At 59.0% G+C, this 14468-nt stretch carries 12 protein-coding genes and 1 pseudogene; 3 read left to right on the top strand and 10 right to left on the bottom strand.

Annotated features, from left to right (window positions below):
- Positions 1-128: 128 nt before the first annotated feature.
- The 4 genes and pseudogenes from V6F78_RS17025 to metG all read right to left on the bottom strand — a co-directional run bounded on the left by V6F78_RS17025 (position 129) and on the right by metG (position 4382).
- Positions 129-311 (bottom strand): PA3496 family putative envelope integrity protein, encoded by a 183-nt coding sequence (locus V6F78_RS17025; protein WP_047274016.1) that lies wholly within the window; start codon positions 309-311, stop codon positions 129-131.
- 106 nt (positions 312-417) lie between these two features.
- The gene (gene nth / locus V6F78_RS17030; RefSeq protein ID WP_047278722.1) at positions 418-1056 is read right to left on the bottom strand and encodes an endonuclease III; all 639 of its coding nucleotides are present in this window, start codon (positions 1054-1056) and stop codon (positions 418-420) included.
- Positions 1057-1125: 69 nt separating this feature from the next.
- Positions 1126-2136: pseudogene (rsxB, locus tag V6F78_RS17035) on the bottom strand (electron transport complex subunit RsxB); the annotation flags it as partial.
- 194 nt (positions 2137-2330) lie between these two features.
- Positions 2331-4382: a methionine--tRNA ligase gene (gene metG / locus V6F78_RS17040; protein ID WP_047292484.1), complete on the bottom strand. Its 2052-nt coding sequence runs from the start codon at positions 4380-4382 to the stop codon at positions 2331-2333.
- A gap of 181 nt (positions 4383-4563) precedes the next feature.
- Between metG and apbC the strand changes: the two genes are divergently transcribed.
- Complete coding sequence (apbC, locus tag V6F78_RS17045; RefSeq protein ID WP_047274024.1) at positions 4564-5658, top strand: iron-sulfur cluster carrier protein ApbC; 1095 nt, start codon at positions 4564-4566, stop codon at positions 5656-5658.
- A gap of 121 nt (positions 5659-5779) precedes the next feature.
- On the opposite strand, the gene V6F78_RS17050 is transcribed toward apbC, so the two are convergent.
- Positions 5780-5989 (bottom strand): cold-shock protein, encoded by a 210-nt coding sequence (locus V6F78_RS17050; protein ID WP_002554837.1) that lies wholly within the window; start codon positions 5987-5989, stop codon positions 5780-5782.
- A gap of 352 nt (positions 5990-6341) precedes the next feature.
- Between V6F78_RS17050 and dcd the strand changes: the two genes are divergently transcribed.
- Together dcd and V6F78_RS17060 are read left to right on the top strand one after the other, a co-directional pair.
- A complete protein-coding gene (dcd, locus tag V6F78_RS17055; protein WP_019411020.1) occupies positions 6342-6908 on the top strand; it encodes a dCTP deaminase in 567 nt (188 codons plus the stop codon).
- 94 nt (positions 6909-7002) lie between these two features.
- Complete coding sequence (locus V6F78_RS17060) at positions 7003-7203, top strand: hypothetical protein (protein WP_047274028.1); 201 nt, start codon at positions 7003-7005, stop codon at positions 7201-7203.
- An 8-nt stretch (positions 7204-7211) separates the two neighbouring features.
- Here the strand turns inward: V6F78_RS17060 and pdeM are convergent, their stop codons facing one another.
- From pdeM to V6F78_RS17085, 5 genes are all read right to left on the bottom strand, one after another.
- Positions 7212-7868, bottom strand: coding sequence for a ligase-associated DNA damage response endonuclease PdeM (gene pdeM / locus V6F78_RS17065; RefSeq protein ID WP_047292486.1), 657 nt, complete (start codon positions 7866-7868; stop codon positions 7212-7214).
- Position 7869: 1 nt separating this feature from the next.
- Positions 7870-10362, bottom strand: coding sequence for a ligase-associated DNA damage response DEXH box helicase (locus V6F78_RS17070; RefSeq protein WP_193077733.1), 2493 nt, complete (start codon positions 10360-10362; stop codon positions 7870-7872).
- Positions 10363-10441: 79 nt separating this feature from the next.
- The gene (locus V6F78_RS17075; RefSeq protein ID WP_332727949.1) at positions 10442-11569 is read right to left on the bottom strand and encodes a succinylglutamate desuccinylase/aspartoacylase family protein; all 1128 of its coding nucleotides are present in this window, start codon (positions 11567-11569) and stop codon (positions 10442-10444) included.
- Between the two features lie 139 nt (positions 11570-11708).
- Positions 11709-13364 carry an ATP-dependent DNA ligase gene (locus tag V6F78_RS17080; protein ID WP_332727950.1) on the bottom strand — a complete coding sequence of 552 codons (1656 nt, stop codon included), beginning with the start codon at positions 13362-13364 and terminating at the stop codon, positions 11709-11711.
- Positions 13361-14380 carry a ligase-associated DNA damage response exonuclease gene (locus tag V6F78_RS17085; protein ID WP_047292493.1) on the bottom strand — a complete coding sequence of 340 codons (1020 nt, stop codon included), beginning with the start codon at positions 14378-14380 and terminating at the stop codon, positions 13361-13363. Before V6F78_RS17085 ends, V6F78_RS17080 begins: the two co-directional genes overlap by 4 nt.
- Positions 14381-14468: the final 88 nt, after the last annotated feature.

Here is a 14468-nt window from a genome sequence, read left to right on the forward strand (position 1 = left end):
CGATATCAGCCATTTTTTGATGCATCGCTACAATTGGATTAGGCCTCATCAATTCAACGATGGGTTGGCTCCAGCGCGGGCCGAGGAAAAACTTAAAGTCGTGTCCGGGATAAGTTGACCACTACAGATCAGAGATCGAAGTCATAGTCCGAAAGCTGCTTCTGGAGTCTTCTTTCTTCCAGAAGATTATCAATGGTTCTGCGTTTGGCGAGATTGGTCTTCGCCACCTCCGGAGCCGGGACGACCTCTTCCTCCTGCTCGTCTGACACAAGCTCTTCGTCTACATCCAGTTCTTCTTTGCCAGTGCTCATTCTGCTCACTCCAGACCAAGACAGCTATTGGCGCCCCTTATAGCGACAAACATCGCCAGGGTAAAAAAGATTTTCTCAATCGATCAGTGAATAAAATCGCTATCGCTCAATCATCAGACGTCTTTTCCTTAAAGTCGCACAGGTCTTCAATTCGGCAGCTCCCGCATCTGGGCTTACGTGCTTGGCACACATAGCGCCCATGGAGGATGAGCCAATGGTGCGCATCCAGCAGGTAGGGCTTGGGCACGAACTTCATCAGTTGCTTTTCGACCTCCACCACATTTTTGCCCGGCGCCAAGCCGGTACGGTTGCTTACACGAAAAATATGAGTATCGACGGCCATGGCAACCTGCCTGAACGCGGTGTTTAGCACCACATTCGCCGTTTTGCGGCCGACACCCGGAAGTGCTTCGAGCGCTTCCCGTGTCTGCGGCACTTGGCTGTCATGTCGCTCGATCAGTAACCGGCATGCCTCAATCACGTTTTTGGCCTTGCTGTTATACAAGCCGATGGTCTTGATGTACTCCGATAAGCCGTCCACTCCCAGAGCGTAGATGGCTTCTGGCGTATTCGCGACCGGAAACAATTTGGCCATAGCCTTGTTGACGCTCACGTCGGTTGCCTGTGCGGACAAAATAACCGCGATCAACAGTTCGAAGGGCGATGAGTAAGCCAGCTCCGTTTTGGGCTCAGGATTGTCTTCGTGGAATCGACGAAATATTTCAAGGCGCTTTGCGGCGTTCATGAGTAGTGGCGTTTCCTGATGGGCTGTCGGTTTATGCGCGGTAGAAAATGTGTATCGATCTGAAAAATATCAAGCGCTAGCGTCGTTCAACGAAATAATCAGCCGTTCTGCGCGATCCGCGGCCTCTTTTAATGGCGCCAACTCTTCGGTTGAGCGATTCAGGCTGATGGCTTTGTTCAGCTCTGCCCGGCGCAGTGCCAATTGAATTTTTGCGCGCTTGAGATCGGCGCCCTGGGTGCTGGCTGTGGGCGCCAAGGGCTGAGGTGTTTTTTCAAGTGTCGCCAATACCTGTTCGGCAGATTCAAATTGTTGCCCGAGCACGTTGAGTTGGGCTTGTTGTTGTGCTGTAGGAGGGTGGCCAAAGGCTTTGAGTGACTTGTGCAGTTGAGCGCGGGCCATCGCCAGCGTAATTTTGGCCTTTTTAAGCGCCACTTCATCGCTACCGGGTGTGCTGGAGATGGATTGCACGTTGGATTCGCGCGTTGTCGGGTGACCCACCGCAACAGGTTGGGAGCGTGCAGCGCGTGCGGCTAGCCTGATCTCATCTTCACGCTTGAGGCGGGCTTCACGTTGTTCATAACGAAAACGTGCATGTTGCCGTTTTTGTGCGCGGGCTTGGTACTCGTCCGTACGCTGTGCAAGCCCACCAATCACCGCAATGACGTTCTGGGGGAGTGGGCGCATTTCAATGCAGTCTACCGGGCAGGGCGCAACACACAGGTCGCAGCCTGTGCATTCATCTACGATTACGCTGTGCATCAGCTTGGCAGCGCCGAGAATGGCATCAACCGGGCAAGCCTGAATGCATTTGGTGCAGCCGATGCATTCAGCTTCGCGGATGTAGGCAACTTGAGCGGCAGCAGATCCGCGCTCTGCGTCGAGGGCAATGACAGGCACCTGGAGCAACTGTGCGAGGGCATGAAGGGTTTCTTCACCACCAGGAGGGCATTTGTTAATCGCTTCGCCCTGCGCAATCCCTTGTGCATAAGGTTTGCAGCCCGGGTGGCCGCATTTTCCGCACTGGGTTTGCGGCAATAAGGCATCGATCTGTTGTATCAGGCTCATTGTGTGATGTTTCCAACGACAGCAAGCCGTCCGCTGCGCTCATGATCAGGGAATCATCGAAACGGGCTTGGTAGTAACGCGTGAATGTCAGGTCAGTCATGGTCGCCGTCAAGCGAGGGTGCTGATTATCCGACAAGGCAGGAAGGGAGGCTACTGTAGAACGTTCGCTGACGACCCGCAGGTCGTCAGCGAATGTGAGGCGCGGTGTCTTACTTGATGCGTTGACCCGGCTTGGCGCCACTGTCAGGGCTCAGCAGGTAAATTTCTTCACCGCCCGGGCCTGCCGCCATGACCATGCCTTCCGAGATGCCGAAACGCATTTTGCGCGGCTTGAGGTTGGCAATCATCATCGTCAGGCGACCTTCGAGTGCGGCCGGGTCCGGGTAGGCACTTTTGATCCCGGAGAACACGTTGCGCTGTTCGTCGCCGATGTCGAGGGTCAGGCGCAACAATTTGTCGGCACCTTCAACGGCCTCTGCCTTGAGAATCAAGGCCACGCGCAGGTCAACGGCGGCGAAAGCGTCAAAGTCGATCTCGGCTGCCAGAGGTTCTTTTACCAGTTCGCCGTTACCTTTGGGGGCGGCGGAGCCAGTGTCGGTCTGGCTCGCAGCCAGGTCTTCTTTCGATGCGTCAGTCATGGCCTGTACTTTTACCGGGTCAATGCGGGTCATCAGTGGTTTGAATGCATTCAACTGATGATTGCTCAGCAGTGTGGTGTGATCGTCCCACGTCAACGGCGACACATTGAGGAATGCCTCTGCATCGGCGGCCAGTACCGGCAACACAGGCTTGAGGAAAATGATCAACTGACGGAACAGGTTGATACCCAGTGCGCACACCGCCTGGACTTCGTCCTGTTTACCTTCCTGCTTGGCCATGGCCCATGGGGCTTTTTCGGCAATCCAGGCGTTTGCGCGGTCGGCCAATGCCATGATTTCGCGCATGGCGCGTGCGAAGTCGCGTGCTTCATAGGCTTCGGCAATGCTCGGAGCGGCCGCCAGAAATGCATCGGTCAGCTCAGGTGCTGCGTTGCCTTCAACCAACACGCCCGCATTGCCCTTGTGGACAAAGCCTGCGCAGCGGCTGGCAATGTTCACCACTTTGCCGACCAGGTCAGAGTTGACCTTTTGCACGAAATCTTCGAGGTTGAGGTCCAGGTCGTCGACCCCGCGACCCAGTTTCGAGGCGTAGTAGTAACGCAGGTATTCAGGCGACAGGTGGTCCAGGTACGTGCGGGCCTTGATAAAGGTGCCGCGGGATTTGGACATTTTCTGGCCGTTGACCGTCAGATAGCCGTGCACGTTGATGGCCGTTGGCTTGCGATAACCTGCGCCTTCGAGCATGGCGGGCCAGAACAGGGCGTGGAAGTTCACGATGTCCTTGCCGATGAAGTGATACAGCTCGGCAGTGGAGTCTTTGGCCCAGTAGGCGTCGAAATCCAGATCAGGACGGCGTGCGCAGAGGTTCTTGAAACTGGCCATGTAGCCGATGGGTGCATCCAGCCATACATAGAAATATTTGCCGGGCTCATCGGGGATTTCAAAACCGAAGTAGGGTGCATCGCGTGAGATGTCCCACTGTTGCAGACCCGCATCGAGCCATTCGGCAATTTTGTTTGCGACGGCATCTTGCAAGGCACCGCTTCGCGTCCAGCTTTTGAGCATGGCGTCGAAGTCTGGCAGCTTGAAGAAGAAGTGTTGCGACTCTTTGAGAACCGGTGTGGCACCGGAAATCGCTGATTTCGGGTTCTTGAGATCCGTGGGTGCGTAGGTGGCACCACATTTTTCGCAGTTGTCGCCGTATTGATCTTCAGTGCCGCATTTCGGGCAGGTGCCCTTGATGAAGCGGTCGGCCAGGAACATTTTCTTTTCCGGGTCGAAGTACTGAGTAATTGAGCGAGTTGCGATATGGCCCGCTTCGCGCAGCTTGATGTAGATCGCACTCGACAGCTCACGGTTTTCTTCGGCGTGGGTCGAGTGGAAATTATCGAAGTCAACGAGGAAGTCGGCAAAGTCGGCGCTGTGTTCAGCCTGGACGTTGGCGATCAGTTGCTCTGGCGTGATGCCTTCTTTTTCAGCGCGCAACATGATTGCCGAGCCGTGGGCGTCGTCTGCGCAAACATACGTGCATTGGTTGCCGCGTTGCTTCTGGAAGCGCACCCACATATCGGTCTGGATGTACTCAAGCATATGGCCAAGGTGGATTGAACCATTGGCATAGGGCAGGGCGCTGGTGACGAGGATCTTGCGTGGCTCGGACATGGGGCTCGGCTACTTGATGAGACGGTGGTCGGCCACTATAAAGCGCCGGGCGATATATTTCACCCCGTGGACACGTATCTGAGGGTTTATGGTGGTTTCAAGGCTTTTAAAAGCCTGCTTTGGTTGCTTCAGAAGGTTAGGATAGCGGCCTGTTTTAATCAGATCTTTTCGGGAGTTGCCCATGAGCGCCGTCAATCGCGCAGCGGTGGAGGCTGTCCTTCGCCAGTACACCGACCCTTACTTGAATCAGGACCCTGTGTCTGCCGGCTGCGTCCGTCATGTCGATGTCCAGGGCGATCGCGTCAGCGTGCAACTGGAATTGGGCTACGCCGCCGGTCTGTTCAAAAATGGCTGGGCGCAGATGCTGCAAATGGCCATTGAAAACATGGATGGCGTGTCAGTTGCCAAGGTTGAGGTCAACTGCGTGATTGCAGCGCACAAGGCCCAGGCGCAAATCCCGGGGCTGGCCAATGTTAAAAACATCGTGGCGGTGGCCTCGGGCAAGGGGGGCGTGGGCAAATCCACCACGGCCGCAAACCTTGCGTTGGCACTGGCGCGCGAAGGTGCGCGGGTCGGTATTCTGGATGCCGACATTTATGGGCCGAGCCAGGGGGTAATGTTTGGTATCCCGGAAGGTACACGGCCGAAGATCCGTGACCAGAAATGGTTTGTGCCGATTGAGGCCCACGGCGTTGAAGTGATGTCCATGGCCTTTTTGACCGATGACAACACGCCGATGGTGTGGCGTGGGCCGATGGTGTCTGGCGCGCTGTTGCAACTGGTGACGCAGACGGCCTGGAATGATCTGGACTACTTGGTGATTGATATGCCGCCGGGCACTGGGGACATCCAGCTGACCCTGGCGCAGAAAGTTCCGGTCACCGGGTCTGTCGTGGTGACCACGCCTCAAGACCTGGCATTGCTGGATGCGCGTAAAGGTGTCGAAATGTTCCGCAAGGTCAATATCCCGGTATTGGGGGTTGTCGAGAACATGGCGGTCCACATCTGCTCCAATTGCGGTCACGCAGAGCATCTGTTCGGCGAGGGCGGGGGTGAGAAGCTCGCGACGCAATATGGTGTTGAGGTGTTGGCCTCACTGCCACTGTCGATGGCCATTCGCGAGCAGGCGGACAGCGGCAAGCCGACGGCGATTGCCGAACCGGACAGCCAGATCGCAATGATTTATCAGGAATTGGCCCGGCATGTGGGCGCACGCATCGTCTTGCACGAAGCCGCATCACAAGCCATGCCGACCATCACCACCAGCGACGATTGAAATTCGGCAGCGGGGGCGGGCTGGCTCGCCCCTGTTGAAGTACGGGGCACGTGTTGCTTTTACGGCAGGCATAAAAAAACCCCGCTTTTGAGGGCGGGGTTTTTTACTGGATCAGTACAAGTTAGATAACTTGAACTTCCTCAGCTTGCATGCCTTTCTGACCGCGAGTAGCGATGAAAGAAACCTGTTGGCCTTCTTTCAGGCTTTTGAAGCCGTCGGATTGGATTGCTTTGAAGTGAACAAACAGGTCGTCACCGGATTGTGGAGTGATGAAGCCGAAGCCTTTTTCATCGTTGAACCACTTAACGGTACCAGTTTGGCGATTAGACATGGTGTAACTCCTTGGACAAAGATAACTGCGACTCAGGAAAAGCCCTGGCCGAGACTGAGTGCAAAGAGCAGGAAAAATTCTTGGAGATGGTTGGATCGAAATTCAACATCGTGTAGAGATTCTCAGTGACACAAGCAACACAGTGACGCCACCTTAACCCTTTTTCAGGAACGTGCAAAGGGTCTTTGCGAAGGTTTCTCTAAAAACGTGACTGGCGGTTGGCCTCACAGCCTGTATTCCCGGTCGCTACAGCTATTTTCAATAAATCTCTCTCAGGCTTTTGAACCTGACACCTCGCCCCGGTAAGATGCCGAACAGAATTTTTCCACCTCGCTATTCAGGACACCCCGCCATGAGCATCAAATCAGACAAGTGGATCCGCCGCATGGCGCAAGAGCACGGCATGATCGAACCCTTCGTTGAGCGCCAGGTGCGTGGCGAAGGCGCCGACCGTCTGATCTCCTATGGTGTGTCGAGCTACGGCTATGACGTGCGCTGCGCGAACGAATTCAAGGTGTTCACCAACATCAACTCCGCCACCGTCGATCCGAAAAACTTCGATGAGGGCAGCTTTGTCGATGTCACCAGTGACGTGTGCATCATCCCGCCCAACTCATTCGCGCTGGCGCGCACCGTCGAGTACTTCCGTATTCCGCGCAACGTGCTGACGATCTGCCTGGGTAAAAGCACGTACGCCCGCTGCGGCATCATCGTCAACGTGACGCCCCTTGAGCCGGAGTGGGAAGGCCACGTGACGCTGGAGTTCTCCAACACCACGACCTTGCCGGCGAAAATCTACGCCAATGAAGGCGTCGCACAGATGCTGTTCTTCGAATCCGATGAGGAATGCGAAGTCTCCTACAAGGACCGTGGCGGTAAATATCAGGGCCAACGTGGCGTGACCTTGCCGCGTACCTGACGAACCGAGGGAATTCCTGAGCGAAAATACACTCTACTGGGTGTATTTCCGGTGATGCACCCAGCGCGCCGGATCCACGCTCAGGAGTGCCCCTATGAAGATTGATCCGAGTATCCGCGCCCAACTGGCCAGCCTTGAACCGAATCAGGTCGGTATGTTGGCCTGGTCGCTGCTCGCACACCCTCCGATGCAAGCAGGCGGCATCCCCGGCCAGCCTGACCCCGATACCCCGCAACCCACTGAACCGGGCGTCCCGACAATTCCGGACGAGCCACCGCCTGCGCCAGTGGCGTGAATATTCAGTCAGTCATGCGTCAGTGGCCACACGCCTTCATCTGCTACCAGATACAGGCGCGTACCCGGCGCAGGGCTGACGTTCATCCCCCCTGTGAATGCACCGAACGCCGGTAGCAAACTGATCCTTGGGCCGAGACAGAAACAGGGCGCACGTACGCTTTGCCGACCTTTACCGCGCAAGCGGAAAGTGGGATGCACATGGCCGGCCAGTACATGGTGAGTGGCATGGGGCTGCGGCTCATGCTGCAGGGCAAAGGGCCCCACCAACCACGGTTCGGCTACCACCTCAATCTTCAATGCCTCAGGCGGATCCCCGGCACGCCGGTCGTGGTTGCCCCTGATTAACCTCATCGACACATCAGAGTGCGCCTCGCGCCACGCGCCAATGGCCGCCAATGTGTTCAGCGCGTGGGATTCGGGTGCGTGCAGGAAGTCCCCCAGAAAAATCACCTCTGTGCAGGGATAACGCCGCATTAATCGATTCAGTACATCGATATTGGTTTGAGTCGTGCCGGTCGGCACCGGCTGGCCCAGTTTTCGATAGGCTGCCGCTTTGCCGAAGTGCGCGTCAGCTATCAACAGGGTGTGTCGGCGCGGCCAATAGATGGCCTTTTCTGCCAACAGCCATAGCTCTTCACCTGCCAGTTCAACCACCACTTTCATGCTATTTCGTTCCTTTCACGACAGCGGCTTCCAGGTCCTTGACCATGCGTGCGATACGATCCGCCAGTTTTTCAGAGCTGAGGCTTTCACGAAAACGCTCCACCAACAGCGGGAAGGCGAACGGGGTGGCTCGTTGGATGGCATGCACATCGAGCGTCAGTGCGCGCATGTCACTCAAGGTCTGTTCCAGGCGCTGAATATCCAACTCCTGACGCAATACTTCCTCCTGGGCTTGGGTCAACAGCAGATTGTTGGCGTCGTATTGCTTGAAGACTTCAAAAAACAGCCCGCTGGAGGCTTGAACCTGGCGCGTGCTTTTCTGCGCGCCGGGGTAACCGCCAAACACCAGTCCCGAAATACGCGCAATTTCCCTAAAGCGCCGCAAGGCCAGTTCACCGGCATTGAGGCTGGCAAGAATGTCTTCCAGCAAGTGGTCTTCATCAAACAGGCCTGCCTTGAGCAGGGACGCCCAGTCCACCGCGGTCGCGCTGAGCAGTTCAAAACCATAGTCATTCACCGCGATCGAGAACGTCAGCGGTTGCTGTTGACTGATCCGCCAGGCCAACAGGCTGGCCAACCCCAGGTGCACCTGCCTCCCGGCAAAGGGATACAGGAACAGGTGCCACCCTTCACGGGATTTAAGGGTTTCGGCCAGCAGCGTATGGGTGCCGGGCAGGGCCGACCATGCCTGTTGCACCTCCAGCAAGGGCTTGATCGCCTGCATTTCCGGGCCTGTGAACTGCCCCTGGCGAGCGGCATCCAGTTGCGCGACAACCGCATGCGCCAACTCGCTGGAGAGCGGCATGCGCCCGCCGTTCCAGCGCGGCACGGCGGCTTTTTTGCCCGAGGTACGTTTGACGTACGCCACCATGTTTTCGACGCGCACCAATTCCAGCAAGCGCCCGCCGAACAGAAAGCCGTCACCCGGTTTGAGCCGTGCAATAAACCCTTCTTCGACACTGCCCAGCGATTGCCCGCCGCCGCCTTTGCGCCAGTACTTCAATTGGATACTGGCGTCACTGACGATGGTGCCGATGCTCATGCGGTGGCGTCGGGCCAGGCGTGCGCTGGGGACTTTCCACACGCCGTCGGCATCGGGTTCGACACGCTGGTAGTCCGGGTACGCGGTCAGCGAGTCGCCGCCATGATGGACAAACGCCAGCGCCCAGCGCCATTGAGCTTCGCTCAGGTCGCGATAAGCCCAGGTGCTGCGCACTTCGTCCAGCAACTCATCAGGCGTGAAGCCACCGGCCAACGCCATACTGACCAGATGTTGCACCAACACATCCAGCGGGCAGTGGGGCGATTCGCGGGGTTCAATCAAGCGGGCGGCCACGGCGGCTTTGGCGGCAGCGGCTTCAACCAGCTCCAGGCTGTGGGTCGGCACCAGCGTCACACGCGAAGGCCGCCCCGGCGCATGACCCGAGCGGCCCGCACGTTGCATCAAGCGGGCGATGCCTTTGACCGAGCCGATTTGCAGCACCCGCTCAACCGGTAAAAAATCCACCCCAAGATCCAGACTCGACGTACAAACCACCGCTTTGAGCGTGCCTTCCTTGAGGCTGCGCTCAACCCAGTCCCGCACGCCTCGGGCCAAGGAGCCGTGATGCAGAGCAATCAATCCGGCCCAGTCGGGACGGGCTTCCAGCAACGCTTGATACCAAATCTCGGATTGCGCGCGGGTATTGGTAAAAATCAGGCAACTGGCGCTGCTGTCCACTTCGGCCACTACCGCGGGCAGCATGCGCAGTCCGATATGCCCGGCCCAGGGAAAGCGTTCGATGGAGGGCGGCAGCAGGGTGTCGACCTGTAAATCCTTGATGACGTTGCCTTGGACACTGACGCCCCCGCCTTGCGGCAATAACACATCCTGGGCGTGGGCCTGATTGCCGAGGGTTGCAGAAATACCCCACACGATCAGTTGTGGATTCCATTTGCGCAATCGTGCCAACGCCAATTGCAGTTGCACCCCGCGCTTGTTGCCAATCAACTCGTGCCACTCATCCACCACCAGCATGCGCAGGTTGGACATCTGTGCCTTTGCGTCGGCACGGGTCAGCAGCAAGGTCAGGCTCTCGGGGGTGGTCACCAGCGCACTGGGCAGGCATCGACCCTGTCGGGCGCGTTCGCTGCTGCTGGTGTCGCCCGTGCGCAGGCCAATGCTCCACGGGATGTCCAGCTCTGCCAGCGGTGCATCCAGCGCCCGCGCAGTGTCCGCTGCCAGCGCGCGCATGGGGGTGATCCACAGGACCGTCAGCGGTGCACTGGCCGGTTTGCGCGATTTGGGCGGGGTCAGCGGTTTGGCTGGTGCGGCACGGGCAAAGCGGTTGAGGGCTGCAAACCACACTGCATAGGTTTTGCCGGCGCCGGTACTGGCATGCAGCAGGCCGGACTCACCGCGCTTGACCGCCGCCCAGACCTTTTTCTGAAAGGCGAACGGCACCCACTGTCGAGCACTGAACCACTGTTTCGCGAAGTTATTGGAGTCAGCCATACGCGCGGGTAATGCTCTGAGGGGGCTTGATTCAGAGACCGCGAGTGCTGCCGGTTAGTGCCCAAAATTGTCGCTCGCCTCAAGGCGACAGCAGGTACTCGCTGCGGTGCTCCCCGGCCCCCGCCACATGCGCGATGACCATGCCGGCCGTGGCCATGCGCCGTAACGACCGGGCGTACAACACGCCTTCAGTCGCGCTGTAAATGGGCGTGACGCGGTCGCTGAGCGGGTCAATGACCTGCGCGATCAGTTGGCCGTCGCGCAGTCTCTCGCCCGGGCGGGCGCAAAACACCAGCAGCCCCCCGACGGGCGTCGTCACCGGTTCAACCCCGGCCAGCGGCGTAGCGGGGCACAACAACGCGGGGGCAGGTGGCGGGTCGCCAGCAATGGCACCCAGGTCGATCAAATAATCAAGCAACGCTTCACAGTCGGCCTTGGCCATGGGGTGGTTGACGTCATGCTGACCGCGCAACTCCACGGTGACTGACACACAACCCTGGGGGATGGCGGCGACGTGCCCGAAGCGTTGCTTGAGCTCCCACCACAAAAGCGTCAGGCATTCGTCGAAGGACAGTCCGCCTGAATCGGTGGCCAGCAGGCTTGCCTGTGCACCGATGCGACGCGCCAACGGTTCGACACGGGGCCAGGCATCGGGGGTGGTGTAAAGGTGAGGGACGGCTTCGAAATCGCAATGCAGGTCCAGCACGATATCGGCATCGCAGGCCAACGTTTGCAAGGTCAGGCGCTGAGATTGCAGCGCGGTCATGGGCACGTGCTGAGCGAGGGTTTCACGCAAATGATGGCGAATCAGATGCAGGTTATGAGTGGGATCATCGGTTAAAAGCCCTTCAACGGCATCCCCTATTTCAAGGCTTAAATCGAGAAACAGGCGATTGAAATTCTGCCCGCTTTCCAATTCAAAGCGGCCCAGGGGGACGTCCATCAGCACTTGTTCCAGGCCAGCGGGGTTTGCCATCGGCACGATCACGATTTCACTGCGCAACCGGCCCTCGCTTTCCAGCTCGGCCAGCCGCTGCTTGAGGTGCCACGCCACCAGCATGCCCGGCAGTTCATCCGCGTGCAGCGCGGCCTGAATGTAGACCTTGCCCTGCGGCTGCTCAGGGCCATAGTGAAAGCTATGAAGCTGGCGTTCACTGCCGGGTACGGGGGCCAGCAAGGCGTGAGTTCGATGTCGTTCTGTTCGCATGCAAAAGTCCCGATGAGCCAGGTCAGGGAGCGCCAGCCTGCAGCGTTCCGGCCAATGAGGTCACACAGGTCCGAATAATGGCAGCGATGCTGGCTCGCGAAAAGCTCCCCTACCGCGTTTTCCGCACAGGCGATGGCCTTTAGCCCAGCAGGGCTTGCAGGGTTTCAAGGCTGTCGGCCTCAGCCACGGGTTTGTCCTGTCGCCAACGCAACATGCGCGGAAAGCGCACGGCGATCCCGCTTTTATGGCGTCTTGACAGAGCAATGCCTTCAAACCCCAGCTCGAACACCAGGCTGGGGGTCACACTGCTGACCGGGCCGAACTTCTCGACAGTGGTCTTGCGCACGATCGCGTCGACTTTGCGCATTTCTTCGTCGGTTAACCCTGAATAAGCCTTGGCGAAGGGCACCAATTGACGATCCGATTTTTCCGGCGGTCCGTCCCATACGGCAAAGGTGTAATCGCTGTAGAGGCTGGCACGCCGACCATGCCCGCGTTGGGCGTAGATGAGCACGGCGTCGACACTGAACGGGTCGACTTTCCATTTCCACCACACGCCCACGTCCTTGGTGCGCCCGACGCCGTAGTGCGCCGTGCGCGCTTTGAGCATCATCCCTTCCACGCCCAAGGCCCGAGACGCCGTGCGTTGTTGCGCCAAGTCCGACCAGTCGCGCCCTTGCAATAGGGGGGATAGCTGCAACGCGGACTGGTTGGCCTGATCCACGGCGGCTTCCAGTTGCGCCCGCCGGTAGTGCTGCGGGTGCTGGCGCCAATCCTGGCCTTGCCACTCCAACAGGTCGTAGGCAAGCAGCACCACCGGAATTTCTTGAAGGATCTTTTTACTCAGCGTCTTGCGGCCAATACGTTGCTGCAACAGGGCGAATGGCTGCACGCGGGGGCCGATTTGCGACGCGTGATTCCAGACCACGATTTCACCATCGATGACGCTCCCGTCCGGCAGGGCAGCGCCCATTTCCAGCAGCTCCGGGAAGCGCTCGCTGATTAACTCTTCGCCCCGCGACCACAGCCATACTTGCCCGTCGCGTTTGACCAGTTGGGCGCGGATACCGTCCCACTTCCATTCCACTTGCCAGTCGGTAGGCGGCCCCAGCTGGGCCTCGAATTGCTCGACCGGCAGTTGCAGCGGATGCGCGAGGAAGAACGGATAAGGTTGCCCGCCCCGTTGCGCGTGTTCATCGGCTGACGGTTCGGCGATCAGTTTCAGGTAGTCGGCCGCAGAAGGCTTGCGCGACAACTCGGTATAACCCACCAGCCGCTGGGCCACGCGCTTGCTGTCGACCCCGGCGAGGGCCGCGAGGGCGCGGGTCACCAGCAGTTTGGAGACACCCACGCGGAAACTGCCAGTGATTAACTTGATGCAGACCATCAGGCTTTGTTGATCGAGTTGCGCCCACAGGGCCGGGAGGCGCTGCGCCAAGTCTTCTGGCGACGCTCCGCGCAGCGGTAACAGATGATGCTCAATCCAGTCAGCGAGCCCGGCCTCGCTGCGGTGCAGGGATTCAGGCAACAGCAGCGACAGGGTTTCGGCCAGATCGCCGACGGCTTGGTAGCTTTCTTCAAACAACCATTCAGGCAGGTCGGCCTGTTGCATGCCAATCTCGCGCAATACGCGGCTGGGCACCAGTTGGCGCGGGCGTCCGCCTGCCAAAAAGTACACCGCCCAGGCGGCATCGGCGGGCTGGGCCTGGCTGAAATAGTCTTGCAGCGCGGCCAGTTTGGCGTTGCTGGAGGTGGTGGCGTCGAGTCGACCATAGAGCTGCGCGAAGGCCTTCATGAGGCGGGCTCCGGCGGGGGCGTTGCGTCTTCGTCATCGCCGTATTCGGTGACAAACCCTTGGGCATCGAGGCCCTTTTCCCGCAGAAACCGCACCAGCGTGCCGATCGAACCATGGGTCACCATGACCCGTTCGGCGCCGGTTTGCTCGATGGCCCACAACAATCCGGGCCAGTCGGCGTGGTCGGACAGAATAAATCCGCGGTCCACCCCCCGGCGTCGCCTCGGGCCGCGCAGGCGCATCCAGCCGCTGGCGAAGGCATCGCTGTAATCGCCAAAGCGGCGCATCCAGGTGCTGCCGCCCGAAGAGGGAGGCGCGAGGATCAAGGCCTGTCGTAGCAAGGGGTCGGTCTTTTTGAGGTCCCCGGCGTACAGGGTTTCAGGGATGTAAATGCCCGCGTCGCGGTACACCCGGTTCAGCGGCTCCACCGACCCGTGGGTCACGATCGGGCCGATACTGGCGTCGATCCCGTGCAAAATGCGCTGCGCTTTGCCGAAGGCATAACAGAACAGCACGCTGGCTTTGCCCACGCGCTGATTGGCACGCCACCACTGATTGATTTCGGCAAAAATCTGCGCTTGCGGCTGCCAGCGGTAAATGGGCACGCCGAAGGTCGATTCAGTGATGAACGTGTGACAGCGCACGGGCTCGAACGGCGCGCAGGTGCCGTCGGGTTCCACTTTGTAATCCCCGGAGGCTACCCACACTTCACCTTTGTAGGCCAACCGAACCTGCGCCGAGCCCAGCACATGGCCCGCCGGGTGAAAGCTGAGGGTGACGCCGTGGTGTTTCAGGGGCTGACCGTAGGCCAGGGTTTGCAGGCTGATGTCTTGGCCAAGCCGTGCACGCAAGATGCCCGCGCCAGGTTCGGCGGCCAGGTAATGGGTGTTGCCCGTGCGCGCATGGTCGCCATGGCCGTGGGTAATCACCGAGCGTTCGACAGGGCGCCACGGGTCGATATAAAAATCCCCGGGCGGGCAGTACAAACCTTCAGGTCGCGCGATAACAAGGTCCATGGGCATGCCGTGGCAATGGGCTTGTTATGTAGGAGGCGAGGGCAGGGCGGGAAGTTCGAAAAAGGTGCGGGGCTGACACGGCCGCGCA

It is taken from the genome of Pseudomonas sp. ESBL9, assembly GCF_036668715.1.
Taxonomy (GTDB): Bacteria; Pseudomonadota; Gammaproteobacteria; order Pseudomonadales; family Pseudomonadaceae; genus Aquipseudomonas; species Aquipseudomonas lundensis.

Excerpts from the sequence above, each read along its gene's own strand:
- V6F78_RS17025 (WP_047274016.1), bottom strand. The coding sequence starts at position 311 with ATGAGCACTGGCAAAGAAGAACTGGATGTAGACGAAGAGCTTGTGTCA.
- nth (WP_047278722.1), bottom strand. The coding sequence starts at position 1,056 with ATGAACGCCGCAAAGCGCCTTGAAATATTTCGTCGATTCCACGAAGAC.
- metG (WP_047292484.1), bottom strand. The coding sequence starts at position 4,382 with ATGTCCGAGCCACGCAAGATCCTCGTCACCAGCGCCCTGCCCTATGCC.
- apbC (WP_047274024.1), top strand. The coding sequence starts at position 4,564 with ATGAGCGCCGTCAATCGCGCAGCGGTGGAGGCTGTCCTTCGCCAGTAC.
- V6F78_RS17050 (WP_002554837.1), bottom strand. The coding sequence starts at position 5,989 with ATGTCTAATCGCCAAACTGGTACCGTTAAGTGGTTCAACGATGAAAAA.
- dcd (WP_019411020.1), top strand. The coding sequence starts at position 6,342 with ATGAGCATCAAATCAGACAAGTGGATCCGCCGCATGGCGCAAGAGCAC.
- V6F78_RS17060 (WP_047274028.1), top strand. The coding sequence starts at position 7,003 with ATGAAGATTGATCCGAGTATCCGCGCCCAACTGGCCAGCCTTGAACCG.
- pdeM (WP_047292486.1), bottom strand. The coding sequence starts at position 7,868 with ATGAAAGTGGTGGTTGAACTGGCAGGTGAAGAGCTATGGCTGTTGGCA.
- V6F78_RS17070 (WP_193077733.1), bottom strand. The coding sequence starts at position 10,362 with ATGGCTGACTCCAATAACTTCGCGAAACAGTGGTTCAGTGCTCGACAG.
- V6F78_RS17075 (WP_332727949.1), bottom strand. The coding sequence starts at position 11,569 with ATGCGAACAGAACGACATCGAACTCACGCCTTGCTGGCCCCCGTACCC.
- V6F78_RS17080 (WP_332727950.1), bottom strand. The coding sequence starts at position 13,364 with ATGAAGGCCTTCGCGCAGCTCTATGGTCGACTCGACGCCACCACCTCC.
- V6F78_RS17085 (WP_047292493.1), bottom strand. The coding sequence starts at position 14,380 with ATGGACCTTGTTATCGCGCGACCTGAAGGTTTGTACTGCCCGCCCGGG.